At 71.8% G+C, this 25,984-nt stretch carries 23 protein-coding genes; 11 read left to right on the top strand and 12 right to left on the bottom strand.

Annotation, left to right across the window (positions count from 1 at the left end):
• Positions 1-53: 53 nt before the first annotated feature.
• Both pyrF and WFQ05_RS04935 read right to left on the bottom strand, forming a co-directional pair.
• Entirely contained in the window at positions 54-773 is a 720-nt protein-coding gene (gene pyrF, locus WFQ05_RS04940) for an orotidine-5'-phosphate decarboxylase (protein ID WP_337052921.1), read from the bottom strand.
• The gene (locus tag WFQ05_RS04935) at positions 770-1,696 is read right to left on the bottom strand and encodes a 5'-nucleotidase, lipoprotein e(P4) family (RefSeq protein WP_165424360.1); all 927 of its coding nucleotides are present in this window, start codon (positions 1,694-1,696) and stop codon (positions 770-772) included. Before WFQ05_RS04935 ends, pyrF begins: the two co-directional genes overlap by 4 nt.
• Before the next feature lie 123 nt (positions 1,697-1,819).
• On the opposite strand from WFQ05_RS04935, the gene WFQ05_RS04930 reads away from it, so the two are divergent.
• Together WFQ05_RS04930 and WFQ05_RS04925 are read left to right on the top strand one after the other, a co-directional pair.
• The gene (locus tag WFQ05_RS04930; protein WP_130514882.1) at positions 1,820-2,491 is read left to right on the top strand and encodes a DUF480 domain-containing protein; all 672 of its coding nucleotides are present in this window, start codon (positions 1,820-1,822) and stop codon (positions 2,489-2,491) included.
• A 63-nt stretch (positions 2,492-2,554) separates the two neighbouring features.
• Positions 2,555-4,549, top strand: a complete 1,995-nt coding sequence (locus WFQ05_RS04925; protein ID WP_337052920.1) for a hypothetical protein — start codon at positions 2,555-2,557, stop codon at positions 4,547-4,549.
• A gap of 537 nt (positions 4,550-5,086) precedes the next feature.
• Here the strand turns inward: WFQ05_RS04925 and WFQ05_RS04920 are convergent.
• Positions 5,087-7,066, bottom strand: coding sequence for a UvrD-helicase domain-containing protein (locus WFQ05_RS04920; RefSeq protein ID WP_130514886.1), 1,980 nt, complete (start codon positions 7,064-7,066; stop codon positions 5,087-5,089).
• Between the two features lie 123 nt (positions 7,067-7,189).
• Here WFQ05_RS04920 and WFQ05_RS04915 point away from each other — a divergent pair, with 123 nt between their 5' ends.
• Entirely contained in the window at positions 7,190-7,816 is a 627-nt protein-coding gene (locus tag WFQ05_RS04915; RefSeq protein ID WP_130514888.1) for a thymidine kinase, read from the top strand.
• 16 nt (positions 7,817-7,832) lie between these two features.
• Here the strand turns inward: WFQ05_RS04915 and WFQ05_RS04910 are convergent, their stop codons facing one another.
• The 4 genes from WFQ05_RS04910 to WFQ05_RS04895 all read right to left on the bottom strand — a co-directional run bounded on the left by WFQ05_RS04910 (position 7,833) and on the right by WFQ05_RS04895 (position 13,022).
• Positions 7,833-10,640 carry a protein kinase gene (locus WFQ05_RS04910; RefSeq protein WP_337052919.1) on the bottom strand — a complete coding sequence of 936 codons (2,808 nt, stop codon included), beginning with the start codon at positions 10,638-10,640 and terminating at the stop codon, positions 7,833-7,835.
• A gap of 18 nt (positions 10,641-10,658) precedes the next feature.
• Positions 10,659-11,228 (bottom strand): ECF-type sigma factor, encoded by a 570-nt coding sequence (locus WFQ05_RS04905; protein WP_130514894.1) that lies wholly within the window; start codon positions 11,226-11,228, stop codon positions 10,659-10,661.
• A gap of 88 nt (positions 11,229-11,316) precedes the next feature.
• Positions 11,317-12,129, bottom strand: coding sequence for a bifunctional DNA-formamidopyrimidine glycosylase/DNA-(apurinic or apyrimidinic site) lyase (mutM, locus tag WFQ05_RS04900; protein WP_130523885.1), 813 nt, complete (start codon positions 12,127-12,129; stop codon positions 11,317-11,319).
• Positions 12,130-12,200: 71 nt separating this feature from the next.
• Positions 12,201-13,022, bottom strand: a complete 822-nt coding sequence (locus WFQ05_RS04895) for an ATP-binding cassette domain-containing protein (protein ID WP_337052918.1) — start codon at positions 13,020-13,022, stop codon at positions 12,201-12,203.
• Positions 13,023-13,154: 132 nt separating this feature from the next.
• Here WFQ05_RS04895 and WFQ05_RS04890 point away from each other — a divergent pair, with 132 nt between their 5' ends.
• From WFQ05_RS04890 to WFQ05_RS04870, 5 genes are all read left to right on the top strand, one after another.
• Positions 13,155-14,354, top strand: a complete 1,200-nt coding sequence (locus tag WFQ05_RS04890; protein ID WP_130523883.1) for a fatty acid desaturase — start codon at positions 13,155-13,157, stop codon at positions 14,352-14,354.
• Positions 14,355-14,523: 169 nt separating this feature from the next.
• On the top strand, positions 14,524-14,859 hold the full coding sequence (locus tag WFQ05_RS04885; protein WP_337052916.1) for a hypothetical protein: 336 nt from the start codon (positions 14,524-14,526) through the stop codon (positions 14,857-14,859).
• 169 nt (positions 14,860-15,028) lie between these two features.
• Positions 15,029-15,886 (top strand): EamA family transporter, encoded by an 858-nt coding sequence (locus tag WFQ05_RS04880; protein WP_337052915.1) that lies wholly within the window; start codon positions 15,029-15,031, stop codon positions 15,884-15,886.
• Between the two features lie 228 nt (positions 15,887-16,114).
• Positions 16,115-17,023, top strand: a complete 909-nt coding sequence (locus tag WFQ05_RS04875) for a glyoxalase (RefSeq protein WP_337052914.1) — start codon at positions 16,115-16,117, stop codon at positions 17,021-17,023.
• A 180-nt stretch (positions 17,024-17,203) separates the two neighbouring features.
• On the top strand, positions 17,204-17,599 hold the full coding sequence (locus WFQ05_RS04870; RefSeq protein WP_130514909.1) for a MerC domain-containing protein: 396 nt from the start codon (positions 17,204-17,206) through the stop codon (positions 17,597-17,599).
• A gap of 34 nt (positions 17,600-17,633) precedes the next feature.
• Here the strand turns inward: WFQ05_RS04870 and WFQ05_RS04865 are convergent, their stop codons facing one another.
• From WFQ05_RS04865 to zwf, 4 genes are all read right to left on the bottom strand, one after another.
• Positions 17,634-19,343 carry an ExeM/NucH family extracellular endonuclease gene (locus tag WFQ05_RS04865; protein ID WP_337052913.1) on the bottom strand — a complete coding sequence of 570 codons (1,710 nt, stop codon included), beginning with the start codon at positions 19,341-19,343 and terminating at the stop codon, positions 17,634-17,636.
• A gap of 93 nt (positions 19,344-19,436) precedes the next feature.
• Positions 19,437-19,955 (bottom strand): c-type cytochrome, encoded by a 519-nt coding sequence (locus tag WFQ05_RS04860; protein WP_130514913.1) that lies wholly within the window; start codon positions 19,953-19,955, stop codon positions 19,437-19,439.
• A 228-nt stretch (positions 19,956-20,183) separates the two neighbouring features.
• Positions 20,184-20,897, bottom strand: coding sequence for a 6-phosphogluconolactonase (gene pgl / locus WFQ05_RS04855; protein ID WP_131658693.1), 714 nt, complete (start codon positions 20,895-20,897; stop codon positions 20,184-20,186).
• Positions 20,894-22,378 carry a glucose-6-phosphate dehydrogenase gene (zwf, locus tag WFQ05_RS04850; protein ID WP_130514917.1) on the bottom strand — a complete coding sequence of 495 codons (1,485 nt, stop codon included), beginning with the start codon at positions 22,376-22,378 and terminating at the stop codon, positions 20,894-20,896. The genes pgl and zwf overlap by 4 nt, the downstream gene beginning before the upstream one ends.
• A 137-nt stretch (positions 22,379-22,515) precedes the next feature.
• Between zwf and WFQ05_RS04845 the strand changes: the two genes are divergently transcribed.
• On the top strand, positions 22,516-23,265 hold the full coding sequence (locus WFQ05_RS04845; RefSeq protein ID WP_337052912.1) for a GntR family transcriptional regulator: 750 nt from the start codon (positions 22,516-22,518) through the stop codon (positions 23,263-23,265).
• A 9-nt stretch (positions 23,266-23,274) separates the two neighbouring features.
• On the opposite strand, the gene WFQ05_RS04840 is transcribed toward WFQ05_RS04845, so the two are convergent.
• A complete protein-coding gene (locus WFQ05_RS04840) occupies positions 23,275-23,538 on the bottom strand; it encodes a hypothetical protein (RefSeq protein WP_337052911.1) in 264 nt (87 codons plus the stop codon).
• Positions 23,539-23,995: 457 nt separating this feature from the next.
• On the opposite strand from WFQ05_RS04840, the gene WFQ05_RS04835 reads away from it, so the two are divergent.
• Both WFQ05_RS04835 and WFQ05_RS04830 read left to right on the top strand, forming a co-directional pair.
• Complete coding sequence (locus WFQ05_RS04835; protein ID WP_337052910.1) at positions 23,996-25,138, top strand: DUF3182 family protein; 1,143 nt, start codon at positions 23,996-23,998, stop codon at positions 25,136-25,138.
• Positions 25,122-25,964: an alpha/beta fold hydrolase gene (locus WFQ05_RS04830; protein WP_130514925.1), complete on the top strand. Its 843-nt coding sequence runs from the start codon at positions 25,122-25,124 to the stop codon at positions 25,962-25,964. Before WFQ05_RS04835 ends, WFQ05_RS04830 begins: the two co-directional genes overlap by 17 nt.
• The last annotated feature ends 20 nt before the right edge of the window (positions 25,965-25,984 follow it).

Here is a 25,984-nt window from a genome sequence, read left to right as displayed (position 1 = left end):
TGGCGTGATCGCGGTGCAGGGTGCCGCTGCGGCGCGCCCGCACCGGGCGACGATTACGCGGTCTGCTGCGCGGCGAGGATCTGCTGCTGGATCGCCTCGGCCGCCGCGCGCGGATCGCTGGCCTGGCGGATCGGCCGGCCGACCACGATGGCATCGGCGCCGGCGGCGAAGGCCTGCGCCACGTCCAGCACGCGCTTCTGGTCGCCCACCGCGCTGCCGGCCGGGCGGATGCCGGGGCAGACGATGTCGAAGCCGGCGCCGGCCGCCGCGCGCACCGGCGCGGCCTCCAGGCCCGAGCAGATCACCCCGTCGATGCCTGCGGCCTGCGCGGCCAGCGCGCGCTGCACCACCACGGCCTGCGGATCGGCGTCGATGCCCATCGCGGCCAGGTCGCCGCGGTCCATCGAGGTCAGCACCGTCACCGCCAGCAGGCGTAGCTCGCCGCGGCGCGCCTGCGCGGCGGCCTGCATCATCGGCGCGTGCCAGCCGTGGATCGTGGCGAAGGTCACCGGCCAGCGCGACAGCCCGGCGATCACCCCGGCCACCGTGGCCGGGATGTCGAAGAACTTCAGGTCGACGAAGATCTTCTTGTCGCGCCTGGCCAGCGCGTCGAGCACGCTGAAGTAGTCGCCCGAGGCCAGCAGCTCCATGCCGATCTTGTAGAAGCCCACCGCATCGCCCAGGCGATCGACCCACTCCAGCGCCTGGGCGCCGGTGGGTTCGTCCAGGGCGACGATCAGGCGCTCGCGCGGGGCCAGCTGCAGCGCGCTCATGGCGCCACGTCCAGCTGCGCGCGCTTGGCGGCGCGGCGCGCCTCGCGCGGCTGCTGCCAGTCGTTGTTGAACAGCGCCGGCTCCCACGAGCCGTAGGTCGGGCCGGCCAGCATCCACCAGCGCTCGCCGAACCAGTCGCGGTACTGCGTTAGCAGCTTCTCGCGGTCGGCCTGCGTGTTGGCGACCACCTGCACGAAGTCGCCCAGCTGGTCGCCGAACTGCATCAGCACCCGGTACTTCTGCCCAGCCAGCTTGCGCCGGCAGTTCTTCTCGGTGCCGTTCTGCTCGCAGCCCGGCACATTGGTGCCCAGGCCCAGGAATACGCTGTCGTCGGCCACAGGCAGGCCGACCGCCTTGAGGTTGGCGATGGTGGCGTCCTTGAGGTGCACGGCGCGGTTGGAGACGTACAGCAGGGTTACGCCCTTGGCGTTGGCGGCCTTGGCGAAGTCGACCACGCCCGGCACGGCCTTGGCCTTCTTCTCGGCCACCCAGCGGTCCCAGCTGACCTCGTCGTATTCGGCGTTGTCGCGGATCAGGCGCGCCTGGTAGGGCGAGTTGTCCAGCACGGTCTCGTCCACGTCCAGGATCACCGCCGGCTTCAGGCCGGTGGCGGCGTTGCCGCGCTCCTCCGGCACCAGCGCGTCCCAGTGCTTTTCCTTCAGCGCGGCGTCCAGGTGATCGGCGGCGGCGCGATAGGTCTGGATCGACAAGGCCTGGTACTCGACCGAACGCTGCACCCACAGCACCGCGTTGAGGTTGTCGTCGGCCGGCGCGGTGGGCGTGGTCGGCACGGGCTGGGTCGCCGCGGCGGTGGCCGGGGCCGGCGTGGAGGCGGCCGGCGCGGCGGCCGGGTCGGTGCGCTTGCAGGCGGCCAGGGCCAGCACGGTGCAGAGGCTCAGGAGCAGCGGTCGGGTTGCGGTCACGTGGGAGGGATCGACGCGAAGGAGACCGGCAAGTTTACCGGCTGGCGGTGACAGCCTCACTTCGGCGCCGGCCGCGCGCGGCGGCTATCCTTGCCGGCCCCTTGAACCGTTCCCAGGTGCCTTGTGACCGACGCCGCCGACCTGCCCGTGCTCGACACCGCCCAGGCCCGCCTGCTGGGCTGCCTGATCGAGAAGGAAGCCACCACGCCGGATGTCTACCCGCTGACGGTCAATGCCGCGGTCTCGGCCGCCAACCAGAAGACCGCGCGCGATCCGGTCATGAACCTGCAGGCCGGCGCCGTGCAGCACGCGCTGCGCGCGCTGGAGGCGCTCGGCCTGGCGCGCCAGCAGTTCTCCTCGCGCGCCGAACGCTACGAACACCTGACCGGCAAGGCCTTCAGCCTGCCCAACCAGCAGGTCGCGCTGCTCGGCCTGCTGCTGCTGCGCGGCCCGCAGACCGCGGGCGAGCTGCTGGCCCGCGCCGAGCGCCTGGCCTCGTTCGCCGATGCCGAGGACGTGCGCCATCACCTCGAGCGCCTGGCTCATCGCGCGCCGGCGCTGGTGGTGCAGATCCCGCGCGGCCCGGGCCAGCGCGAGGACCGCTGGATGCACCTGCTGGCAGGCCCGGTGGACGTGGCGGCGATCAGCGCGCGCGTCGCCAGCGGCGCGGCCGGGGAGGGCGCGCCCAGCGCGCTGGAGCACCGCATCGCCGAGCTGGAGGCGCGCGTGGCCGACCTCGAGGCGCGCCTGGCGCAGCTGCAGCCGGCCGGGCCTGCGGTGCCTCAGCTGTCCTGAGCGCGCCGCCTTCGGCGTGACATTCCAGGACGCGCCCCGCGCGCTGCCCTCGGAATCGATCCAATGCGCACCCCTCTGACCGCCGGCGTCGTGCTGCTGCTGGCGCTGGCCGGCTGCGACCGCCCTCGGCCGGCCGCCGCGGCGGGCGACGCCGCGGCCGAGGAGGCGCTGCCGGACACGCCGGCCCCGCCGGTGACGGTGCGGGCCTCGTTCCAGTGCCCCAGGCCGGCGATCGAGGGCGAGCCGGCCCTGCCGCTGGACGCGCCGCTGAGCGCGCTGCAGCGGCTGATCTGCGCCCAGCCCGACCTGGCCCTGCTGGACCGGCGCGTGCACGAGGCCTATCTGGCCACCCGCCTGCGCAGCGGCGTGGACCGCGGCGACCTGGCCAAGCGGCAGACGCAGTGGCAGGCCGACCGCGACACCTGCCTGAAGGCGGCCGACCCGAGCGCCTGCGTGGACGAGGCGCTGCGCACGCGGCTGGTCGAACTGGCGCTGCAGGACCCGCAGACCGTGGCCGGCACGCGCGTGGCCTTCGTCTGCGAAGGCACCGGCACGCCGCTGACCGCGGCGTTCTACAGCCGCTTCGACCCGCCCTTCGCCGTGCTGGGCTTCGGTAAGCAGCAGGCGGTGGTGTTCCTGCGACCGACCAACGCCGGCCTCAAGTACGAGCGCAGCGGTGCCAACCTGTTCGTCCACCAGGGCCGGGTCGAGGCCGAGCTGTACGGTCGCACGCTGGACTGCGTGTTGCCGTCTTCGCCGTGGTTGCGGGCGCCGGCGGTGGCTGCGGCGGCTGGGGCTGGGGCCGAGCGAACCGAAGCGGCGCCGGTGGCGGGAACCGTACGCGCCGAAGCGGCGCCTGCGGGCGGAGCAGCCTCCGTCCAGGCGATGCCTGCGAATGGAGCGGCCTCCGTCCAGGCGACGCCCGCGACTGGAGCAGCGCCCATCCCAGCGGCGCCGTTGGCTGGCGCGGCATTGGCCAAAGTGACGCCTGGGGCTGGAACTGAATCGGCCAAGGCCGCGCCTGCGGCTGGGACGGCGTCGGACGAAGCCGCGCCTGTCGTGCCCACCCCGGCCGCTGCGTCCGCCAGGCCCGCCCCAGCGAGGCCTCCCGCACCGGCGCTCACCGCGCCGACTGTCCCTGTGGTGACGCCGGCCGCTGTGGCGGCTCCGGCTTCTGCGGTCGCGACCGTGCAGGGACTGCGCGCGGCACCGCCACAGCTCATAGCGCCGCGCCCGTCGACGCCTGCTTCGACCTCGACTTCGACACCCAGACCTGCGGCTACCAAGCTGCCCACCACCGCGATCGCTACCGCTGCGCCATCCGCGCCTGCGCCCAAGTCCGTGCCAGCCGCTGCCGGTGCGGCGAGTGCCCCCGCGCCGGTCCGCGCACCGCCGACAAGAGCGATCTCCGGCCAACCCCAGGCGCCGTTGCTCGCACTGGCTTCCAGGCCGGCACCGGCCGCCTCGTTTTCCGCACCCGCGTGGTCGCTACCAGTTTCAGCCGCTTCGCCTGTCGCGGGCATGGCGCCGACCGCCATTTCACAAGCCACGCCGCGCCACGCCGCTGCGCAAGCGTCAGTCCCAGCATCGGCACGCCCAACGACACCCGCCCCAAGCCGAGTCTCCGCGGTGCTGGCACAAGCCCCGGTGGCGCGGATCTCCGCATCACCATCACCATCGACAGCATCACCATCAGCACCCGCGCCATCCGCAGCAAAGGCGCCCGTGGCCGCAAAGTCCGCAGTCAACGCCGGTGCATTGCCGAAGCCTGCATCCCCGCTGCCTGTTGCCGCACCGACTGCTTCGGCCGCCTCGTCAATGGAAGCGCGTGCGAGTGGCGCAACTGCCGCGCCGATGCCACCCCCCAAACCGTCCAGGGCGGCCGTTAATGCGGCCGCCGCCGCGGCTACGGCCGCGTTGATCCAGCAGGTGCTGGCCGAAGTGCAGGCCGGCTCGGCCGAATCCGCGCGCGCCAGGTCGGCGCCTGCTGCTGTGCCAAGCGCGGCCGCGGTGTCGTCTGCCGCGCCGACGCCGACGCCCGTGCAGGCCGAGCCTTGAAGCCGCCGGCAGCGCCGGTGTCGTCGTTCGAAAGCCTCGGAAGCGGAAAGCAAAAGCACCCCACCCCGGCCCTCCCCTTCGCCTTCGGCGAAAGGGAGGGGGCAAAGCGCCGGCAGGCCAGACAGGACGGAGGTTAGTAGCAGGCTTCGCGGCCGGATGCTGCGGCTAGCCATCGCCGTGTTCTCGCTGTAGCTACTGGGCACTCACAGCTCAGCGTTCCTCCATTGCGCGCAGCGCAGCGGAGCTCGAAGTCGCGGCCAACGACTAAGGCGGGGGCCGGGCCTCTCTCAATTGGAAGAAGCCCGCAGCGATGCGCCCCCTCCCTTGCGCGTAGCGCAGGGGAGGGTTGGGGAGGGGTTAGGGACTTTCCTGATTGAGCATCAGCAACAACTGCGTCGGCGTTCCCGCGAAAGCGGGAGTCCACGGGGACGTTGAAGACACCGGGTTTCCACCTTCGCAGTAGCGAAATGGTTTGTGCTGTCAGCGCCGAGTCTTAGCGCTTCTCAACACCTCAACGCCACTCCCAACCCCAACCCACTAATCATCAAACAACGCCTGGATTGCAGCCAGTCCCGCCTTGGCGCGCTCCTGCTTGTGTGCCGCGTCGGCCACCGGATCGGCGCCGTCGCGCTGCAGTTCGGCCGCGGGCAATTCGTCGAGGAAGCGGCTGGGCTGCAGGCGCATCAGCTCGCGAAACTTGCGCGTGGTGCGGCTGTGGCTCAGGTACAGGCCTTCCTTGGCGCGGGTGATACCCACGTACATCAGCCGGCGTTCCTCCTCCAGCGAGCCTTCCTCCAGCGCGGTCTCGTGCGGCAGTACGCCGTCCTCGCAGCCGACGATGAACACATAGCGGAACTCCAGCCCCTTGGCCGCGTGCAGGGTCATCATCCGCACCTGGTTGCCGCCGTCGTCCTTGTCGTTGCGCGACAGCAGCGCCAGCTGCGCGGCCAGGTCGCCCGCGCTGGCGCCGCGCGGGCCGCCGCCGAACCAGTCGGCCAGCTCGTCCAGGTTGGCCTTGCGCCGCTGGAACGAGGCCTCGTCCTTGGACTGCACGCGCAGGTCGGCCAGCAGGCCCGAGCGCTCGGCCAGCAGCCGCACCAGATCGGCCGCCGAGGTGCGCGGCGCCTGCTCGCGCAGGCTACGCAGCGCGTCGTTGAAGCTGGCCAGGCCGTTGGCCGCGCGCGGCGGCAGGGCCTGCAGCGCGCCGGTGATCTCGGCCACGCGCGCCATCGGCAGGTGGCGCTGCTGGGCCATTTCGGCCAGGCGCGCCAGCGAGGTCGCGCCGACCTCGCGCTTGGGGTTCTGCACCGCGCGCAGGAAGGCCGCATCGTCGTCGGGATTGGCCACCAGCCGCAGCCAGCTCAGCGCGTCCTTGACCTCCTGCCGGTCCAGGAACGCGGTGCCGCCGGTGAGGTGGTAGGGGATGCGCAGCAGCTGCAGCGCCTTCTCGATCACGCGCGACTGGAAGTTGCCGCGGAACAGGATGCAAAACTCGTTCCACGGCACCTGCTTGGCCGCCTGCAGGAAGGCGATCTCCGCGGCGACCTTCTCCGCCTCGTGGTCGTTGTCGCGGCATTCCCACACGCGGATGCGCTCGCCATCGGCCTGGTCGGACCACAGCTGCTTGAGGTGCTCGTGCGGGTTGTGCGCGATCAGCGCATTGGCCGCGCGCAGCACACGGTTGGAGCAGCGGTAGTTCTGCTCCAGCTTGATGATCTCCAGCTGCGGATAGTCGCGGCCCATCTGCAGCAGGTTTTCCGGGTTGGCGCCGCGCCAGGCGTAGATGCTCTGGTCGTCGTCGCCCACGCAGGTGAAGTCGCCGCGCGGCCCGGCGATGGCCTTGAGCAGGCGGTACTGCGCGTCGTTGGTGTCCTGGCACTCGTCCACCAGCAGGTAGCCGATGCGCTCGCGCCAGCCGGCGGTGATTTCGGCGTTGCCTTCCAGGATCTGCACCGGCAGCCGGATCAGGTCGTCGAAATCCACCGCGTTGAAGCTCGCCAGCCGCGCCTGGTAGCGCGCGTACAGGGCGGCGGCCTCGACCTCGCGCGGGCTCTTGGCCAGCTCGGCGGCGGCCTCGGGCGAGAGGCCCATGTTCTTGGCGCGCGAGACCAGCGACTTCATCAGCTCGATCGCGTCCGGCTTGGCGCCCGGCATCAGGTCCTTGATCTGCGCGGCCGAATCGTCGGCGTCGAAGATGGAGAAGTTGCGCTTCAGCCCGGCCGCGGCGTGCTCGATCTGCAGGAACTTCAGCCCCAGCGCGTGGAAGGTGCAGATGGTCAGGCCTTCGGCGGCATCGCCCTTGACCCGCTTGGCCAGGCGCTCGCGCATTTCCTTGGCCGACTTGTTGGTGAAGGTGATCGCCGCGATGCGCTTGGCCGGCATGCGCTTTGATGCGATCAGGTGCGCGATCTTCTCGATGATCACGCGCGTCTTGCCGCTGCCCGCGCCGGCCAGCACCAGCAGCGGGCCATGGACGTGCAGCACCGCGGCGCGCTGCGGGGGGTTGAGGAAATCCATGGGTCCAAAGAGCTACGAGAAACGAGGAAGGGCAGGAGCGTTCCCGCTGCGGGTATTCTCTCATCCCTTGAGGCGCGACCGCTGTCGCGCGTTCCTCGGCCCTTCCTCCTCGTTCCTCGCCTCATGGCCAAGCTCTACTTCTATTACTCGGCAATGAACGCCGGCAAGACCACCACGCTGCTGCAGTCGGCGCACAACTACCGCGAGCGCGGGATGCGGGTGCTGATCCTGACGCCGCGGCTGGACGATCGCGCCGGCACGGGCGTGGTGGCCTCGCGCATCGGCCTGCGCGCGGAGGGCAGGGCGTTCACGGCCGAGGACGACCTGTTGGCCGTGGTCGATGCCGACATCGCCGCGCACGGCGCGCTGCACTGCGTGCTGGTGGACGAGGCGCAGTTCCTCAGCCGCGCGCAGGTGTGGCAGCTGAGCGAGGTGGTCGACCAGCGCCGCATCCCGGTGCTGTGCTACGGCCTGCGCACCGATTTCCGCGGCGAGCTGTTCGAAGGCAGCCAGGCGCTGCTGGCCTGGGCCGACGAGCTCAGCGAGATCAAGACCATCTGCCACACCGGCGCCAAGGCCACCATGACCGTGCGCGTGGACGACCAGGGGCGCGTGGTCCAGGACGGGCCGCAGGTGGAAATCGGCGGCAACGAGTCCTACGTCTCGGTCAGCCGCGCGGAATACAAGCGGATCACCCGCGGCGAGTCGTCCATGCAGCCGCTGCAGGCGCCGCTGCCGCTGCCCGAGTAAGCCGCCGGGACAGGCCCTAGCGGTTGCCTGCCAGCAGGCGCGCGTTGCAGGCCCGGGCGATGTCGTCGATCTCGCGGACCAGCGTGCCGCCTTCGGGCTGGGCGTCGTGCAGTTCGTCCTGCAGGGCCTTCAGCTCGGCGGCCGAGGACGGCGCGCCACCCGCACAGCGCGATTCGGCCAGGTAGGCGCGGGCGCGCCAGACCAGGCGCTGGGTCTCGCTGGTGTCGATGGGCAGCCGGGTCATGGCCGCCAGCGCCGCCTGCGCCGGCGCGGTCTGGCCCAGCCGCGCCCGGTTGCGGGCCTGGGCCAGCACCGCGCTGCGCTGGCGCAGCGGCATCGCGGTCTTGGCCGCGGTCAGCCGCACGGCGCTGTCGAACCACGGCGCGGCCTGGTCCGGCGTGCCGGCGTCGGCCAGCGCCTGACCGATCATGCGGTCGGCCTCGCCGACGATCTCGGACTGCGCCCCATAGCGCTCGACGCGCAGCTGCCGGCAGGCCTGGAACGCGCCCAGCGCCTGCTCGGGGTGGCCTGCGGCCAGCTGCGCCAGGCCGATGTTGAACAGCCCGCCGTGCAGCAGCCCCTCGTTGCCCGGCGCGCGCCAGATGGCCACCGCCTGTTCGATGTTGGTCAGCGCCTGGGCGCTGTCGCCGCGCTCCATGGCGATGATGCCCAGGCTGTTCCAGGCCAGGCCGGTGTTGCGATGCTGCGGGCCCAGCCGCCGCTGCACGTTGGCCAGCAGGGTGCGCGCCTGGCGCTCGGCCTGGGCGTAGCGTCCGCGGTCCACGTCCAGCGCCATCAGATAGGCGCGCAGGTTGCCCACGGTCGGGTGCTGCGGGCTGTAGAAGGCCTCGGCCAGGGTCAGCGCGCGGTTGAAGCTGGCCTGCGCCGCGTCGGTCTCGCCGCGCAGGCGCTGGGCCGCGCCGAAGCCGCGCAGCACGTCGATCTCCAGCGCCGTGTCGTTCTGGCCGTGCAGCTGGGCCAGCGCCTGGCGGTACAGCTCGAAGGCCGCCGGCTCGTCGCCGCGGTCGGTCGCCGTCTGCGCCAGGTCGAGCAGGCTCTGGGCCTGGTTGGTCGGCAGCCCGGCCAGCTGCTGGCGCGCCAGCACCTGCTCGAACAGCGCCCGGGCCTCATCGCGTCTGCCGATCTGGCGCAGGCAGCGCGCGTACTGGGACAGGAACTCGTTGGCGACGCCCTGTTCGGCCCCCCGGCGCGACTGGGCCAGCGGTTCCAGCGGGCCCAGCACCGCCACGCACTCGGCGCCGCGGTCCAGCTGGGCCAGGGCGCGGCCGCGCTGGGTGGCCAGCTGCAGGCGCAGCTGCGCGGGCGGGTCGGGGGTGGCGTCCAGCAGCGCCTGGCCGCGCCTGAGCAGGGCCAGGGCCTGTTCGTAGTCGCCCAGGCCCAGGCGCAGGCGGCCGACCACGGCCAGCAGCTCGGCATGCGCCAGCGGCTGGCCGGCCAGCTCGCGCTCGCCGCGCGCCACGCCGTCCTCCAGCAGCTTGCGCGTGTCCAGCGCATCGCCGCGCGGGGCCGCGCCGGTGTTGTCGAACAGGCCGATCACGAAGTTCTGCATCGCCTGCGCGCGCTGCGCCTCGCGCATGGCCTCGCGCGCCTGGCGCAGGCTGACCGCCGCCGCGCCGACCAGCACGAAGATCGTCAGCGAGGCGGCCAGCAGCCACCAGCGCTGGCGGGTGGCGTACTTGCCCAGGCGATAGGCCAGGCTCTGCCGCTGCGCCTGCACCGGCAGGCCTTCCATGTGCCGGCCCAGGTCGGCCGACAGCGCCTCGACCGAGGGATAGCGATCCTCCGGGCGCTTGGCCAGCGCCTTGAGCACGATGCGGTCCAGGTCGCCGCGCAGGCGCCGCGCCTGGCGGTGCGCGTCCAGGCCCACCTCGCCGGTCTCGCTGGCGCTCAGCACCATCTGCGAGGGGCGCTGCGGGTCCACCGCGATGATGGCCTGCTCCCATTGCAGCGGGTTCTCGCCGCGCAGCCGATAGGGCTTGTGGCCGGTCAGCATCTCGTACAGCACCACGCCCAGCGCGTAGACGTCGGTGCGGGTGGTGACCGGTTCGCCGCGGACCTGTTCGGGCGCGGCGTAGTGCAGGGTGAAGGCGCGCAGCTCGGTCCTGGCGACCGCGCCGTCGGGCGTGTCGAGCAGCTTGGCGATGCCGAAGTCCAGCAGCCGGGTCTGGCCGTGGACGGTGACCATGATGTTGGAGGGCTTCAGGTCGCGGTGCACGATCAGGTTGGCGTGCGCGTGGCTCACCGCCTGGCAGACCTGGCGGAACAGCGCCAGCCGCGCCTCCAGCGCCAGCCCGTGCTGGCGGCAATAGTCGGTGATGGGCAGGCCTTCGACGTATTCCAGCGCCAGATACGGCTGGCCCTGGTCGCCGACGCCGGCGTCCAGCAGGCGGCCGATGTGCGGATGCTCCAGCCGCGCCAGGATGTCGCGTTCGCGCGAGAAGCGCAGGCGCAGGCGGTGGTCGGCGAAGCCCGGGCGCAGCAGTTTCAGCGCCACCCGCCGCTGGTAGCCGCCCTCGGCGCGCTTGGCGCGCCAGACCATGCCCATGCCGCCTTCGCCCAGCACGTGCTCGAGCACGTAGGGGCCGATGCGCGTGCCCGGGCGCAGGGTGGGCTGCGGCTCGTGCAGCGGCGGCGGGAAGTTGTCGTCGGCGTCCTCTTCCAGCGCCAGCAGCGCGGCCAGCTCGTCGGCCAGCGCCGGGTCCTGCTGCCGGTGACGGGACAGCTCCTGTTCGCGCTGGGCCGGACTCATGTCCAGCAGCAGGTCCAGCAGGGGCGACAGGCGCTGCCAGCGCGCGGGATCCATGGGTCTTGGGCTCGCGCGCTACTCGTCCTGCATCGCCGCCAGCAGGAACAGCCGCGCCTTCTGCCAGTCGCGGCGCACGCTGCGCTCCGAGCGCTGCATCAGCTCGGCGATCTCCAGCTCGGACAGGCCGCCGAAGTAGCGCATCTCCACCACCTTGGCCAGGCGCGGGTCGGCATCGGCCAGCCGGTCCAGCGCGGTGTTGAGCGCCAGGGTGGTCTCGTCCAGGCGCAGCAGGTTGCTTTCCACGTCCTCCGGGATCTCGGCCACGCGCTTGAGGTCGCCGCCGCGCTTGCGCGCCAGCCGGCTACGGGCGTAGTCCACCACCACCGAGCGCATCGCCGAGGCGGCGTAGGCGAAGAAGTGCGCGCGGTCGTCGAAATGCGCCGCGCCCTGGGCGCCGAGCAGCTTCAGATAGGACTCGTGCACCAGGGCGGTCGCGTCCAGGGTGTGGCCCTGCTGGCCGGCCAGCTGGCGCCGCGCCATGCCGTGCAGCTCCTGGTAGAGCGTGGCCAGCACGCGGTCCAGCGCGGCGCGGTCGCCGCCGCGCGCCGAGTCCAGCAGCAAGGTGATATCGGTACCGACTTCCATGCGTCGACATCCTAAGTCGATCCCCACGAGGTCCGACTATAGCCGGTGGAACCGGAATCACCAGCACAGAATTTTCGTTACTTTTCCGCTACCGCTGGCAGCGCGGGCACCACACCGTGGTGCGCTGGCCGATCTGTTCGACCTTCAGCGCGGTGCCGCAGCGCTTGCAGGGCTGGCCCTGGCGACCGTAGACCCACAGCTCCTGCTCGAAGTAGCCCGGCGCGCCGTCGGGGCTGATGAAGTCGCGCAGCGTGGTGCCGCCGCGGGTGATGGCATAGGCCAGGATGGCCTTGATCGCCGCGGCCAGGGCCTCGTAGCGCTCGCGCGAGACCTTGCCGGCCGCGCGCAGCGGGTGGACGCCGGCGCTGAACAGGCTCTCGGCCGCGTAGATGTTGCCCACCCCGACCACGATGCGTTGGTCCATCAGGAAGGTCTTCACCGAGGCGCTGCGGCCGCGGCTGCGCGCGAACAGGTAGGCGCCGTCGAAGTCCTCCGACAGCGGCTCGGGCCCCAGACCCTGCAGCAGCGGATGCACGCTGCCCGGTTCCTGCCACAGCAGGCTGCCGAAGCGGCGCGGGTCGTTGAAGCGCAGCACCCGGCCCCCGTCCAGGGCCAGATCGACATGGTCGTGCGCCTTCACCGGCGTGGCCGCCGGCAGCACGCGCAGGCTGCCGCTCATCCCTAAGTGCAGCAGCGCGCTGCCGGCCTGGGTGTCGAGCAGCAGGTACTTGGCGCGGCGGCGCACCGCGTCGATGCGCGCACCCGGCAGGTGGGCGCGGACCTGTGGCGGGATCGGCCAGCGCAGGTCGTCGCGCCGCTGCAGCACCGCGCGCACCACCGCGCCCTCCAGGTGCGGGGCCAGGCCGCGGCGCGTGGTTTCGACTTCGGGCAGTTCGGGCATGGCAGGGCGCGCGAGGGGCGGGGCGGACTAGGCAAGATGGGTCTGCAACCCGCCCGCGGCAAGCCTGCCGCTCAGCCGGCGATGGCCCGGTATACGGCGCCGTCGCGCTGCACGCGCACCGGCGCGCCGTAGGCCTGCGACAGCCGCTGCGCGGTCAGCACCTCGGCGCGGGGGCCATCGGCCAGGATCCGGCCCTCGCGCATCAGCACCACGCGGTCGATCTCCGGCACGATCTCCTCCAGGTGGTGGGTCACCAGCACCAGGGTCACGCCCTGCCGGGCCAGCTCGCCCATCAGCGCGCAGAACTGCTGCTGGGCCACCACGTCCAGGCCGGCGGTGGGCTCGTCCAGCAGCAGTGCCTGCGGCCGATGGACCAGCGCCCGGGCGATCAGCACCCGGCGCATCTGGCCGGTGGACAGCTCGGCCACCGGCCGCCCGGACAGCGCCTGGGCGCCGACCCGTTCCAGCGCCTCGGCCGCCCGGGCGCGCATCTGCGCGGTGACGTCCTGGTCGATCGGCAGCACGAAGCTGGAGAAGAACCCGGTCACCACCGCATCGTCCACGCCCAGCTGCGGCATGTCCTGCAGCAGCGCGGTGGCGTCGGAGGTGACCACGCCCAGGCGCGTGCGCAGCTGGGCCACGTTCCAGCGGCTCTGGCCGAACACGCGCACCGGCGCCTCGCCCTCGCGCGCCAGCGGATACAGCTCGCGGTTGATCAGCTTGATGAAGGTCGACTTGCCGCAGCCGTTGGGGCCCAGCAGCGCGACGTGCTGGCCGAGCTGGATGCGCAGGTCCAGCGCCTCCAGCACGGGCGTGCCGCCGCGCACCACGGTGGCGCGGTCCAGTTCGATCAAGGGCTCGGAAAAGGGCGTTGAATCTGACGATGCTGACATAAGGCGGGCGCTGCGCCGGCGGGGCTGAACGCCATACGCGGGCGACGGGTGAAGTTTGCGGGGGCAGCCTGCATTATGGACGCCAGCGGTGGGCGTGTTGCCTGCGCTTTGGACTCCCTGGAGGGGGAACCCATGCATCCGTCCCTGATCGACTTCCTGACCGGCGGCCTGACCCAGTTCACCTGGTGGGAGCTGGCCCTGGTGCTGCTGGTGTGTACCCAGCTGACCATCTTCTCGGTCACCCTGTACCTGCACCGCAGCCAGGCCCACCGCGGCGTGGATTTCCATCCCGTGCTGAACCATTTCTTCCGGTTCTGGACCTGGCTCACCACCTCGATGATCACCAAGGAGTGGGTGGCGATCCATCGCAAGCACCACGCCAAGGTCGAGACCGAGGAAGACCCGCACAGCCCGCAGACGCGCGGCATCGGCAAGGTGTTCTGGGAAGGCGTGGAGCTGTACCGCGAGGCGCGCTGGAACCGCGGCGACATCGAGCAGTACGGCCGCGGCGCGCCGGAGGACTGGCTCGAGCGCCACCTCTACACTCCGCGCGCCAACTGGGGCCCGATCGTGCTCGGCGTGGCCTACGTGGTGCTGTTCGGCCTGCCGGGCGTGGCGATGTGGGCGATCCAGATGGCGTGGATCCCGTTCTGGGCCGCCGGCGTGGTCAACGGCCTGGGCCACTGGTGGGGCTATCGCAATTTCGAATCGGCCGACACCTCGACCAACCTGACGCCGTGGGCGTTCTGGATCGGCGGTGAGGAGCTGCACAACAACCATCACGCCTTCCCCAGCTCGGCGCGCTTCGCCATGCGCCGCTTCGAGTTCGACATCGGCTGGGCCGCGATCAAGGGCCTGGAGGCGCTGCGCCTGGCCAAGGTGCTGCGCGTGGCGCCGCGCCTGGACATCCGCCCCAACATCGCCGTGCCCGACGCCGACACGCTCAAGGCGCTGCTCTCGCACCGCTTCCAGGCCATGACCGACTACCAGCGCAACGTGTTCCGCCCGGTGCTGGCCGAGGAGGCCTCCATCGCCGGACAGAAGCTGCGCCAGCTGCTGCCGCGCCGCCTGCGCCGCGGCCTGGTCGACGACGGGCGCTGGCTCAAGCCCGAGGCGCGCGACGCGCTGCAGCACTGGATCGCCCAGCGTCCGCGCATGGCCGCCCTGGTCGAGCACCGCAAGCGCCTGGCCACGTTGCTGGAGGCCCGCTCGCACGACGCGGCCGAACGCCTGCGCCAGCTGCAGGCCTGGTGCAAGGAGGCCGAGGAAAGCGGCATCGCCTCGCTGCAGGCCTATTCGCAGCGGCTGAAGGGTTACGCGCTGGCGCATTGATGGGAGCAGGGGCCGGAGGTCAGAGGCCAGGGGTCAGGGCGCCGTTGTTGCTCGTCATCCCCGCGAAGGCGGGGATCCAGCGGCTTTACCAGCCCTCCTACCTCGCGCGCACGCGGCGTCCGAATTGCGCCATAGCTGCGACACTGCCGCCATGATCCGACGCCGCGTGATGCACGCACATCTGGCCGCCGCGCTGGCGCTGGCCCTCGTCCCCTGCACGTACGCCCAGCAGCCGGCCGGCACGGCCGACTACCTGGCGCGCATGGACAGCGACCACGACGGTCGGGTCAGCGTCGAGGAGTACGTGTCCTGGATGACCTACGCCTTCGACGAACGCGACGCCAACCACGACGGCGTGCTCGAAGGCGCCGAGCTGCCCGGCAGCCGCGGCAAGCCGGTCACGCGCGCGGCGCTGGTGCAGCAGCTGCGCGCGCGCTTCGCCCGGCAGGACCGCAATCACGATGGTTTTCTCGACGCGCGGGAGCTGGCTGCCCCGCCGCAGTAGAAGCACGGAAGCGCGCGACGCCTGACGAAGCGCCAGGCGCGTGGAGCTGAGGCGCTGCGCCTTGCGCGGGCTTCCGACCGCTTTCTTTTCGTCGCACACAAGCCCGCCGCCCGAGCCAGCGCGCGCTGCGATAATGCGCGGCCCTGAAACGCGCGCACGGCGGTGATCGATGTGGTGGCTTGCCCTGGCGGTGCTGTGCAGCGTGGCGGTGTCGGTCCTGTTCCGCCTGGCGCCGCGTTGGCGGCTGGATGTGCCGCAGGCGGTGACCTGGAACTACCTGGCCGGCGTGCTGCTGGCGCTGGGCCTGCTGCATCCGCCGCTGCAGGCGCTGGCCGGCGAACACGCGCCATGGCGCTGGTGGCTGCCGCTGGGCCTGCTGCTGCCCGGGCTGTTCCTGGTGCTGGCCGCCTCGGTGCGTCGCGCCGGCGTGGTGCGCACTGACATCGCCCAGCGCCTGTCGCTGCTGCTGTCGCTGATCGCCGCCTTCACCCTGTTCGGCCAGCGTGCGGGCGCGGCGCAGCTGCTCGGCCTGGCGCTGGGGCTGGTGGCCATCCCCTGCCTGCTGGCGCGCCCGCGCGGCGGGCCGACGCCGCAGTCCACCGAGTGGCGCCTGCCGCTGGTGGTGCTGGTGGGCTGGGCGACCACCGATGTGCTGTTCAAGCGCATCGCCGCCGATGGCGCGCCGCTTTCGGCCTCGCTGCTGGCGACCTTCGCCGTGGCCTTCGTGCCGATGCTGGGCTGGCAGCTGTGGCGGCATGCGCGCGGCGTGCGGCTGCAGTGGCGCAGCTTCGTCGGCGGGCTGGCGCTGGGCGCGCTCAACTTCGCCAACATCGGCTTCTACCTGGCCGCGCACCGCGCGCTGCCGCAGGCGCCGGCCACGGTGTTCGCGGCGATGAACATCGGCGTGGTGCTGCTCGGCACGGCGGTGGGCGTGGGCGTGTTCGGTGAGCGCCTGGGCCGGCTGAACCTGCTCGCCATCCCGCTGGCGCTGGCCTCCATCGTGCTGATCAGTCGGGGCATGGGTTGATCGTCGCGGCGCTGGCGGCGCCTCTTCGACGATCGTCCTCCCCCGAAAGAGGGAAGAGCCACCACACCGATCGTGGGTAGACGCCCCTGCAGCGGCGTTCGAGGATGCGTGACGCAGCGTCACCGTCCAGCTTTGGCATCGGTTGACGATTGCGTCCGCTCCGCACCGCGTTGAGTCCACTTCGCGTCGCGGCCGATGCGCCGATGTTTCTCTCGCTGGAGCACGCCCATGAAGCCTCGCGTACCGCTGCTGGCCCTCGCCCTGATCGCCCTGACCGCATCGTGGGCGCCGCCAGCGCGAGCCGGCGCGCCTGCGGCCGACGTCTCCTATGCCGTCGGCCCGCAGTACGACTCCACCCACGTCTATGTGCAGGCGGAGGACTTCGATCGCTTCGTGCGCAGCTTCGTGGCGACCTTCGGCGGGACGGTCGGCAAGCAGGCCGTCGTCCAGGTCACGCCGACGCCGAGCCAGACGCTCTCGCAGCTGGTGCGCTCGCCCGTCGGCACGCTCTCGGTGTTCGGCTTCAAGACGCCGATCCCTTATCCCTTCGGCGTCGAACGCACCGGCTACCTGGTCACCGACATCGACGCGGCCACCGCCGCCGCCGTCTCGCTGGGCGCCACGCGCCTGGTGGAGACCTTTCCCGATCCGATCGGGCGCGACGTGGTGCTGCAATGGGCCGGTGGGGTCAACATGCAGTTCTACTGGCACACCGCGCCGCCGTCCTATGCCGCGCTGGCCAGCGTGCCGGAGAACCGCATCTACCTCACCGCCGACGCGGCCGATGCGTTCATCAGGCAATGGCTTGCGTTCTCGCACGGGCGGGTCGTGTCGGATGAGGCCACGGCCAGCGGGACGGACATCGGCCGCCCCGACGCCACCGTGCGCCGCGTGCTGCTGCAGTCCGGCTACGGCAAGGTGCTGCTGCTGGTCTCCGATGGCCATCTGCCGTGGCCCTATGGCCGGGAGCTGACCGGCTACGAGGTGCAGGATCTGGCCGCCACCCTGGGCCGGGCCCGCGATGCCGGCGCCGAGGTGCTGGTGGGCCCATACGCGGTTGGCGGCCGGCGGGCGGCGATGCTGCGTTTCCCCGGAGGCTATATCGCAGAAGTCCACCAGCCCGGCGCCACGCCCTGACGACCAGCGCGTCGCGGCGGGGCGGATCGGCCAAGGCAGCTGGCGACCGCTCGGGGACGGCCGAGTCCGGGGACTGGCCTATGGCGTCGCCCGCCTCGGTCCCTGTCGCCCGCCGGCCGTGTTGACACCGGGGCTTGACACCTCCTGTATTGTTACTAAGTAACAAATGGAGAAGTCGCCATGAAACTGTCCTCAACCCAGGCCGCCGATGCCTCGGCCATCGGCCTGTCGATGCTGTGCCTGGCCCACTGCCTGCTGCTGCCCGTGCTGGCGGCGCTGCTGCCGGTGTTCGGCGCCTGGGCGCACGCCGAATGGGTCCACATCGTGTTCGTCGCCATCGCCGCGCCGCTGGCCGGCTTCGCGCTGTGGCGCGCGCACCGGGCCCGGCCGCTGCCCTGGCCGCTGGTCACGCTGGCCGCGCTGGGCCTGATCGGGCTGCTCGCCGGCGCGGTCGGCTGGCCCTCGCACGAGGTCGAGACGCCCGTGACCGTGGCCGGCAGCCTGCTGCTGGCCAGCGCCCACGTCTGGAACTGGCGCCGCCGTCCGCATGCGCCGCCGTGCGAGGCCTGCCACTGAGCCTGCGCGGCCCCGTCGGCCGCGCGCTCATCCGCTAGAGATCGAACCCCAGCAGCATCGGGTCATGGTCCGAGCTGCGCCACGGGCCCGGCGTGGCGTCGCGCGCGTCGCCGCGCGGCTCGGGCTCGTCGGCGTTGACGTGCCATTCGGCCGCGCCGCGCAGCAGCGGCGCCAGCGCCGGCGAGAGCAGGGCGTGGTCCAGCCGCCCGCGCTGGCCGTCGTAGACATAGCTGTAGGGCGCCGCCACGTGGGCCGCGGCGAAGGCGTCGGCCCAGCCGGCCTGGCGTAGCGTGCGCAGCGGCTGTTCCTGCGCATAGGCGTTGAGATCGCCCACGATCAACGCGCGGGTCGCGCCGGTGCCGGTAGGGTCCGACTTGAGCCAGGCATCTACGCGCCTGGCCGACTCGGTGCGCGTCGCATTCCAGCAGCCGGCGCCGTCGTGCGCATCGGCGTCGGCGCCGCTGGCCTCATTGCAGCCCTTGGACTTGAAGTGGTTGGCCGCGACCACGAACAGCGCGCCGTCGCCGCGGCGGAAGGCCTGCGCCAGCGGCACGCGGCTGTGCTCGACGAACGGGCCGCCTTCCAGGGTGACCGGCTTGCCCACCGGCGTGACCCGCGAGGCGCGGTAGATCAGCCCGACCCGGATCGGGTTGTCGCCCGGGCCGCTGCCGGCATCGATGTAGCGCCAGTCGCTGCCGCCGGCGTTGAGCGCCTCGACGAACTGCGCCAGTGAGGACTGCGGCCCGTAGCCGTCGTTCTCCAGCTCCATCAGCGCGGCGATGTCGGCGCGCAGCGGCGTCAGCGTGGCCACCAGCCTGGCGACCTGGGCGCGGTATTCGGCCTCGGTTTTGGCGCCGCGCTTGGTCGGGAAGCCGCCGCCCGCACCGTCGCCGTTGAACAGGTTCTCCAGGTTGAACACCGCGATCCTGACACTGCCAGGCACGTCCGGCGCCGCCGGGCGCGCGGCCGCCTGCACCTGCAGCGGCGTCAGTGCCTGCAGGCGCCAGGCGCCGTGGCGGAAGTCGACCACCCCGCTCGCGCCGGTCGCGCTCGAGCCGCTGCGCACCGCGCCACCGGGCAGGTAGGGCAGGGCCGCCGGATCGCGCGCATCGCTGCCATCGTCCAGCAGCAGGTGGCGATGCGCGTTGTCCGCCGCGAGCGCGGCATAGCCGGGCGTGCCCGGCACCTCACGTTCGGACGGCGTCCACAACGGCCCGCCGAAGCTGGCGATGGTCTGGCCGAAGCGGGTGTCGGTGCCGTTCAAGGTCAGCGGCGCGTCGATGCGCACCCGCATGCCTTCCAGCGCGGCCCAGTCGGCGGGCGGGGCGGTCAGCACAATGGGCGCGGGCGTGGCGCTCGCCGCGCCGAGCGCCTTGGCGTCGGCCAGCTGCAGCGTGGTCAGGGTGTGCGGGCCATCGCCGGTCTCGGCCACGGTACCGGTGAGCTGCCAGCGCTGACCGGTGTGGATGTCCGGCAGCGTCGCGCCGGCGCCGGCCACGACCCACAGCGCATCGGAGGTCGACGCATCGCCGTCGCCGGCGTCCTGCACAAAGAAGCCCTGCAGCCCTGTGCGCAGGTCCGCGGTCACCGTGCCGGTGACCGTCACGGTCTGGCCCACCAGCGCACTGCGCGCCTGGCTGCCCTGGACCTGACCGATCGGCAGCAGCGTGTCTTTCGCGTAGGCCGGCAAGGTGCAGCACAGCGCCAAGGCGGAAGACAGCAGCAGCGGACGGATCGAAGGCATGTGGGATTTCCGTAAGACGCGAGCGAGCAAGGCGGTGAACGCAAAAACGCCGCCCGAAGGCGGCGTTCTCGGCCAGGCATTGTGCCTGCGCGATTACTTCGATTGTTCGAGCATCCAGTCCACGGTGGCGTGGATCTGCGCCTCGCTCAGCCCCGGGTTGCCGCCCTTGGGCGGCATCACCCCGCCGTCCGGGCCGGTGAAGCCCTCGATGGCGTGCTTGTAGAGCGTTTCCTTGCCCTTGGCCAGGCGCGCGCCGAAGCCGGCGGCGTTGAGCATCGGCGCATTGCCGATGCCGGCGGTATGGCAGGCGGTGCACAGCTGGTCGAAGATGGTCTTGCCGTCCAGCGTGCCGCCGTAGGCGCCCTGCGCGGCGGCGGCGGCTTCGGCGGCCGCCTTGGCCGCGGCCTGGGCCGCCGCACCGGTGGCGCCGGCATAGACCGCGCCGACCGGCGCGATGCGCGCCTGGGTCTGCTTGGCCGCCACCGGCGAGACTTCGGCCGGAATGACCTTGGACAGGAAGAACGCGCCGACGATCAGGCCGACGGTGACCACCGCCAGGATGCCGATCACCATCGAAAAGCGCTTGAGGAACTCCAGGTCGTGATTGCGCACAGTCCACCTTTGGCAGCGCCGTTGCCGGCGTGGCTGAAAACACTCGTCGGTTGTTGCGAATGTTCCGGACGTGGGGGTGACCGGGATGCCGCACCGGCGAGCCGGGCGGCGGGGGGATTATAAGCAGGCCCGTCGGGTGGGAGCGAGGAGTGCGTGGCAAGGCGAGGATCGAGCAAAGTCCGATCCCGCTTTCGCTCGCGCCTCACTCCTCTCCACGCACTCCCGGCTTCAAGGACACCAGTAGGTCTGCACCGGCGTGCTGGCGGCACGCAGCATCACCGCGATCGGCGGCGGGTTCTGCGCGGCCAGGGCCTCCTGCAGCGTGCGCGCCTTCTGCTCGCCCTCGATGTGCAGGTACAGGTGCCGGGCCGCGGCCAGGACCGGCAGGGTCAGGGTGATACGCGCCTCGCCGGCGGCGGTGGCGTGCATGGGCAGCACGCGCGCGGTGCCGGCCGGGTCCAGCGCCTGGGCCAGGTAATCGCCGCCGGGGAAGAACGAGGCGGTATGCCCATCGGTGCCCATGCCCAGCACGGCCACGTCCAGCGGCAGGGTCTGGGCCAGTTCGGCCTCCAGCTCGGGCAGGGCGGCCTCGGGGCCGTCGTCGTAGCTGCGGTACAGCGGCACGAAGCGCGCCACCGCCGCCGCGCCGTACATCAGGTGCTGGCGCACCAGCGCGGCGTTGGAACGGGCGTTGGACTCGTCCACCCAGCGCTCGTCGACCAGGGTGATGGTGACCTGCTTCCACGGCAGCGGCTGCTCGGCCAGCGCCTGGAAGAAGCGCACCGGCGTGGTGCCGCCGGACAGGGCCACGGTGGCCCGGCCGCGCTCGGCCAGGGCCGCGCGCAGGTCGTCGGCCACCTGCGCGGCCAGCGCCTGCGCCAGCGCATCGTGGTCGGGCCAGGCGTGGACCTGGGTCAGGGTCTCATCGATCTGCAGGCTCACGTGCCGGCGTCCTCATGCCAGGTGCGGCCGTCGCGCTCGATCAGCGCCACGGCGGCGTTGGGGCCCCACGAACCGGCGGTGTAGGACTTGGGCGCCTCGGGCAGCTGCTCCCAGGCGTCCAGGATCGGGTCGATCCAGGCCCAGGCCGCCTCGACCTCGTCGCGACGCATGAACAGCGACTGGTTGCCGCGCACCACGTCCATCAGCAGGCGCTCGTAGGCCTCCGGCTGATGCACGCCGAAGGCCTCGGCGAAGCTCATGTCCAGCGGCACGTACTTCATGCGCAGCCCGCCCGGACCCGGGTCCTTGATCATCAGCCACAGCTTGACGCCCTCGTCCGGCTGCAGGCGCAGCACCAGCCGGTTGGGCTGGGCCGGGCCGACGCTGGCGTCGAAGATCGAGTGCGGCACCGGGCGGAAGGCCACCACGATCTCCGACACGCGCTCGGGCAGGCGCTTGCCGGTGCGCAGGTAGAACGGCACGCCGGCCCAGCGCCAGTTGGACACCTCGGCCTTGATCGCCACGAAGGTCTCGGTGCGCGAGTCGTTGCGGCCCAGCTCGTCCAGGTAGCCCGGCACGGCCGCGCCGCCCGAGGCGCCGGCGCGGTACTGGCCGCGCACGGTGACGTGGCTGACCTCGGCGGCGGTGATCGGCTTGAGCGAGCGCAGCACCTTGAGCTTCTCATCGCGCAGCGCATTGGCCTGCAGCGTGGCCGGCGGCTCCATGGCCACCATGCACAGCAGCTGCAGCAGATGGTTCTGGACCATGTCGCGCAGCGCGCCGGAGGTGTCGTAGTAGCCGGCGCGCTTCTCAAGGCCGACGGTCTCGGCCACGGTGATCTGCACGTGGTCGATGCGGTTGGCGTTCCACAGCGGCTCGAACAGGATGTTGGCGAAACGCAGCGCCAGCAGGTTCTGCACCGTCTCCTTGCCCAGGTAATGGTCGATGCGGAAGATCTGGTGCTCGGAGAACACCGCGCCGACCGCGTCGTTGATCGCCGCGGCGCTGGCCGAATCCTTGCCGATCGGCTTCTCCAGCACCACGCGCGCATTGCCGTCGTTGAGGCCGGCATCGCGCAGGCGCGTGCACAGGTCCACGAACAGGCTCGGGCTGGTGGACAGGTAGAACACGCGGATGCGCTCGGCCCCGGTCTGCTTGAGCAGCTCGGCGAACTCGTCCCAGCCCTCGTCCTTGGTCGCATCCAGCGGGCGGTAGTCCAGCAGCTGCAGGAAGGCCGGGATGCGCGCGCGCAGCAGCGGGTCGTCGCTGGCGATCTTCTCCAGCGCCTCGCCCACGCGGGTGCGGTAGTCGGCGCCGGTCTGCGGATCGCGCGCCACGCCGATGATGCGGCTGTCCTGCGGGATCTGGCCGTCGGCATAGCGGCGCAGCAGGCCGGGCAGCAGCTTGCGCAGGGCCAGGTCACCGGTGCCGCCGAAGATCACCAGGTCGAAGCTGTCCACGGGTACGGTCTTGGCGCTCACGGTGAAGCCTTGTCAGGATGCGGGGAGATCGGCACAGACGATACCACCGCCCTACCACGTGGCCCAGCCCTGCATATGAACGGGCCCGTGAGCGCCGCGTGATTGCACTCCTGGTATCCCATTGGTATTTTCGCGGCATGCTGTCCGCCATCGCCACCGAATACGCCCGCCTGCAGCAGGCCGAGACCAGCCGCACCCTGGCCTATCTGCGCCTGCGCCGCGCCCTGCAGCACCTGATCGACACCGGCGTGCTCGGCCCGGGCCACGGCCTGCCCAGCGAGCGCGACCTGGCCACTGGTCTGCAGCTCTCGCGCGTGACCGTGCGCAAGGCGCTGTCCGGGCTGATCGACCAGGGCCTGCTGAGCCAGCGCCAGGGCGCGGGCACCTTCGTGTCCGAGCGGATCGTGCGCAGCTTCTCGCGCCTGACCAGCTTCACCGACGACCTGCGCGAGCGCGGGCTGGACCCGCAGGTGACCTTCCTCGAGCGCGGCGTCGGCGGGGTCACTCCAGAGGAAGCGATGGCGCTGAACCTCTCGCCCGGCAGCGGCGTGGTGCGCCTGTACCGCCTGCGCCACGTCGACGGCGCGCCGATCGCGGCCGAGCGCACCCTGGTGCCGCACAGCCTGCTGCCCGATCCCGAACGCATCGGCGCCTCGCTCTACGAAGCGCTGGACGCCTACGGCCATCGCCCGCGGCGCGCGCTGCAGCGCCTGCGCGCGGTGGCGCTGGAGCGCGAGGCCGCCACCCTGCTGCAGCTGGAGCCCGGCGCACCCGGCCTGCTGGTCGAGCGCCGCGCCTTCCTCGCCGACGGGCGCGTGGTCGAGTTCACCCGCTCCTTCTATCGCGGCGACGCCTACGACTTCGTGGCCGAACTGCAGAGCGACTGAGCGGCGCGTTCAGCCCTGCGTGCCGGCACCGACCGGCAGCGGGCTGCGCTGGCCAGTGGACAGCAGGCGCTGCGCGTCCACGCCGACCGCATCGAAGATCGCGTCGATCCGCTCGATCGCATAGCGCGCCTGGGCCGCATCTTCCACGTGCGCCAGGATCGCCGAGGCCTCGGCCGCGCAGGCATCGAAGAAGGCCTGGTCCAGGGGCGGCGCGCCGTCGGCCACCTTGTCGTGCAGGGCATGCAGTTGCTGGTCGAGTTGGTCCTGGCGCATCTGGGGCCTCCGGTGCGGGTGCGGCTTGAGCGGACACAGTGCCGCCTTTCGCGCGGTCGTGCGCACCCGGCGAGGCGTTTCTGGAACCCGTCTCACGTCGCGCCGCCGCTTGCCGCCACGTCCAGGTCGCGATGGGCATCAGCCCCGTCGCGATTGTCATATCGGCGCCCACGCGGCTTCGCACAGGATTTACGTGCCGCGGTAATACTCGGCGCCAGGGGATCGCGCATCTGCGCAGGCAACAGCAGACCAGGCAGATCGTCCTCGCGTCACCGCACGGGTTCGTCGTCCAGTTCGCGCACCACCCACGGCTACACGCAGCATCCCATCGGGCCCTTGGCGGCCACCACCTGCAACACGCAGTCCCGCGCTTCACCGCCTGCGCCGCAGGCGCCTTCGCACCGGGCGGCTTCGTGTGGCCTGGTGCCTTCGTTCCTCCCACCCCCGAGGGAAGACCATGGTCGCCATCATCGAATCCCGTCCCCCGCCGGCCAACGCGATCACGCTGCCGCGTCCGTACGCGCCGGCGGTCACGCCGCTGTTCACCGATCCGCGCCGCGCCGCGCATGAACGCGCCAGCGTGGACTGCATGGGCCGCCGCCTGGCGCGGCTGCTCGGGCGCGAGTTCCGCGCCCAGGCGCTGCCGGGCTTGCCCGGCTACTTCATCCCCATGGAAACGCTGACCCGCGAGGAAGCGGCGATGCGCGGCATCGGCTGCGCCGCGCATCTGTTCGGCGGCGTGGTGCCGCAGGCCTTCGTGGCCAGCAAGCTGGTCACCCATGGCCTGATCGATGGCGGTACGCGTGCGCCCGAGGGCTGGGCGCATGCGCTCGGCGACGCGCTGGGCGAGGCCGTGCTGCCGGGCTACTCGGTGTTCACCGACGCCGACCTGCGCAGCGCCGTCGCCCGCCTGCTGGAACAGGGTCGCGTGCGCTGCAAGCTCGCCCACGCGCGTGGCGGCAACGGCCAGCGCGTGGTCGATTCGCTGAGCGCGCTGGAGGCCTGGCGCGCCACGCTGGACGCCGATGAGATCGAAGCCGGCGTGGTGGTCGAGCTGAATCTCGAAGAGGCCGTCACCTTCAGCGTCGGCTGCGTGGAGGTGGGCGGCCAGTCGATCGCCTACTTCGGCACCCAGCACACCGTGCGCACGCCGCGCGGCGATGAGGTCTACGGCGGCTCGCAGCTGCGCGTGGCCCGCGGCGGCCTGGACCAGCTGCAGCACGTGCCTCTGCCGGCGCAGGCGCACGAGGCGATCGCCAAGGTGCAGCACTACGAGGCGCAGATCAGCGCGGCCTATCCGGGCTTCTACGCCTCGCGTCGCAACTACGACCTGGTGCATGGGCGCGATATGCAGGGCCATACGCGCTGCGGCGTGCTCGAGCAGTCCTGGCGCTTCGGTGGGGCCAGCCCGGCCGAGGTCCTCGCCCTGGAGGCGCTGGCCGCGCAGCCGCAGGTCGCCTGGCTCGACGCGCTCACCCACGAGAGCTGGAGCGATGAGCCGGTGCCCGACGATGCGGTGGTGTACTTCGACGGGCAGGTGGGTTCACTCGGGAGACTGCTGAAATACGCTAGGGTCGCAGTCGATGGATGTCACCCTTGAGCACATCGCGTTCGAAGTAGAAGACGCCGCGCTGTCCGGCACGCTGCTGGCGCCGGCGCGCGCGTTGCCCGGCGTGCTGTTCGTCCACGGCTGGGGCGGCAGCCAGGACCATGACCTGGCCCGCGCGCGCGAGGCCGCCGGCCTGGGCGTGGTCTGCCTGACCTTCGACCTGCGCGGCCACGAAGGCGATGCGCAGATGCTGGAGCGGGTCACGCGCCAGCAGAACCTGGACGACCTGCTGGCCGCCTACGACTGGTTCGTGCAGCAGCCCAATGTCGATGGCAACGCGATCACCGTGGTGGGCATCAGCTATGGCGCTTACCTGGCCGCGATCCTGTCCTCGCTGCGGCCGGTGCGCTGGCTCGCCCTGCGCACTCCGGCGCTGTACAAGGACGAGGGCTGGGAGCTGCCCAAGCGCCAGCTGCACCAGGACCCGGACCTGATCCCGTTCCGTCATCGCCAGGTGGCCTGGAAGGACAACCGCGCGCTGCGCGCCTGCGCCGAGTTCCGCGGCGATGCGCTGATCGTGGAGGCCGAGCTGGACCAGATCATCCCGCACCAGGTGATCGAGAACTACATGGCCGCCTTCACCCGCGCCCGTTCGCGCACCTCGCGGGTGATCGCCGGCGCCGACCATGCCTTCTCCGAAAAGCCGGCCCAGCGCACCTACACCACGGTGCTGGTGAAGTGGCTGACGGAGATGGTGGTCGGCGCGCGCGAGCAGGCCGCCCGCGAGAAGATCGACGAGCGCAAGCGGGTGCGGGATGGGAAGGCTCCGTCCGCCTCGACGCACGCGGTGGCCAAGGCCGACGCTTCGACGAAGTAGGGCGCGGATGCTCTACGCGC

The sequence above is a fragment of the Pseudoxanthomonas sp. USHLN014 genome, assembly GCF_037153335.1.
Taxonomy (GTDB): domain Bacteria; phylum Pseudomonadota; class Gammaproteobacteria; order Xanthomonadales; family Xanthomonadaceae; genus Pseudoxanthomonas_A; species Pseudoxanthomonas_A winnipegensis.
Note: the sequence above shows the minus strand (reverse complement) of the source record. Positions and strands in the feature narration are given on the sequence as shown.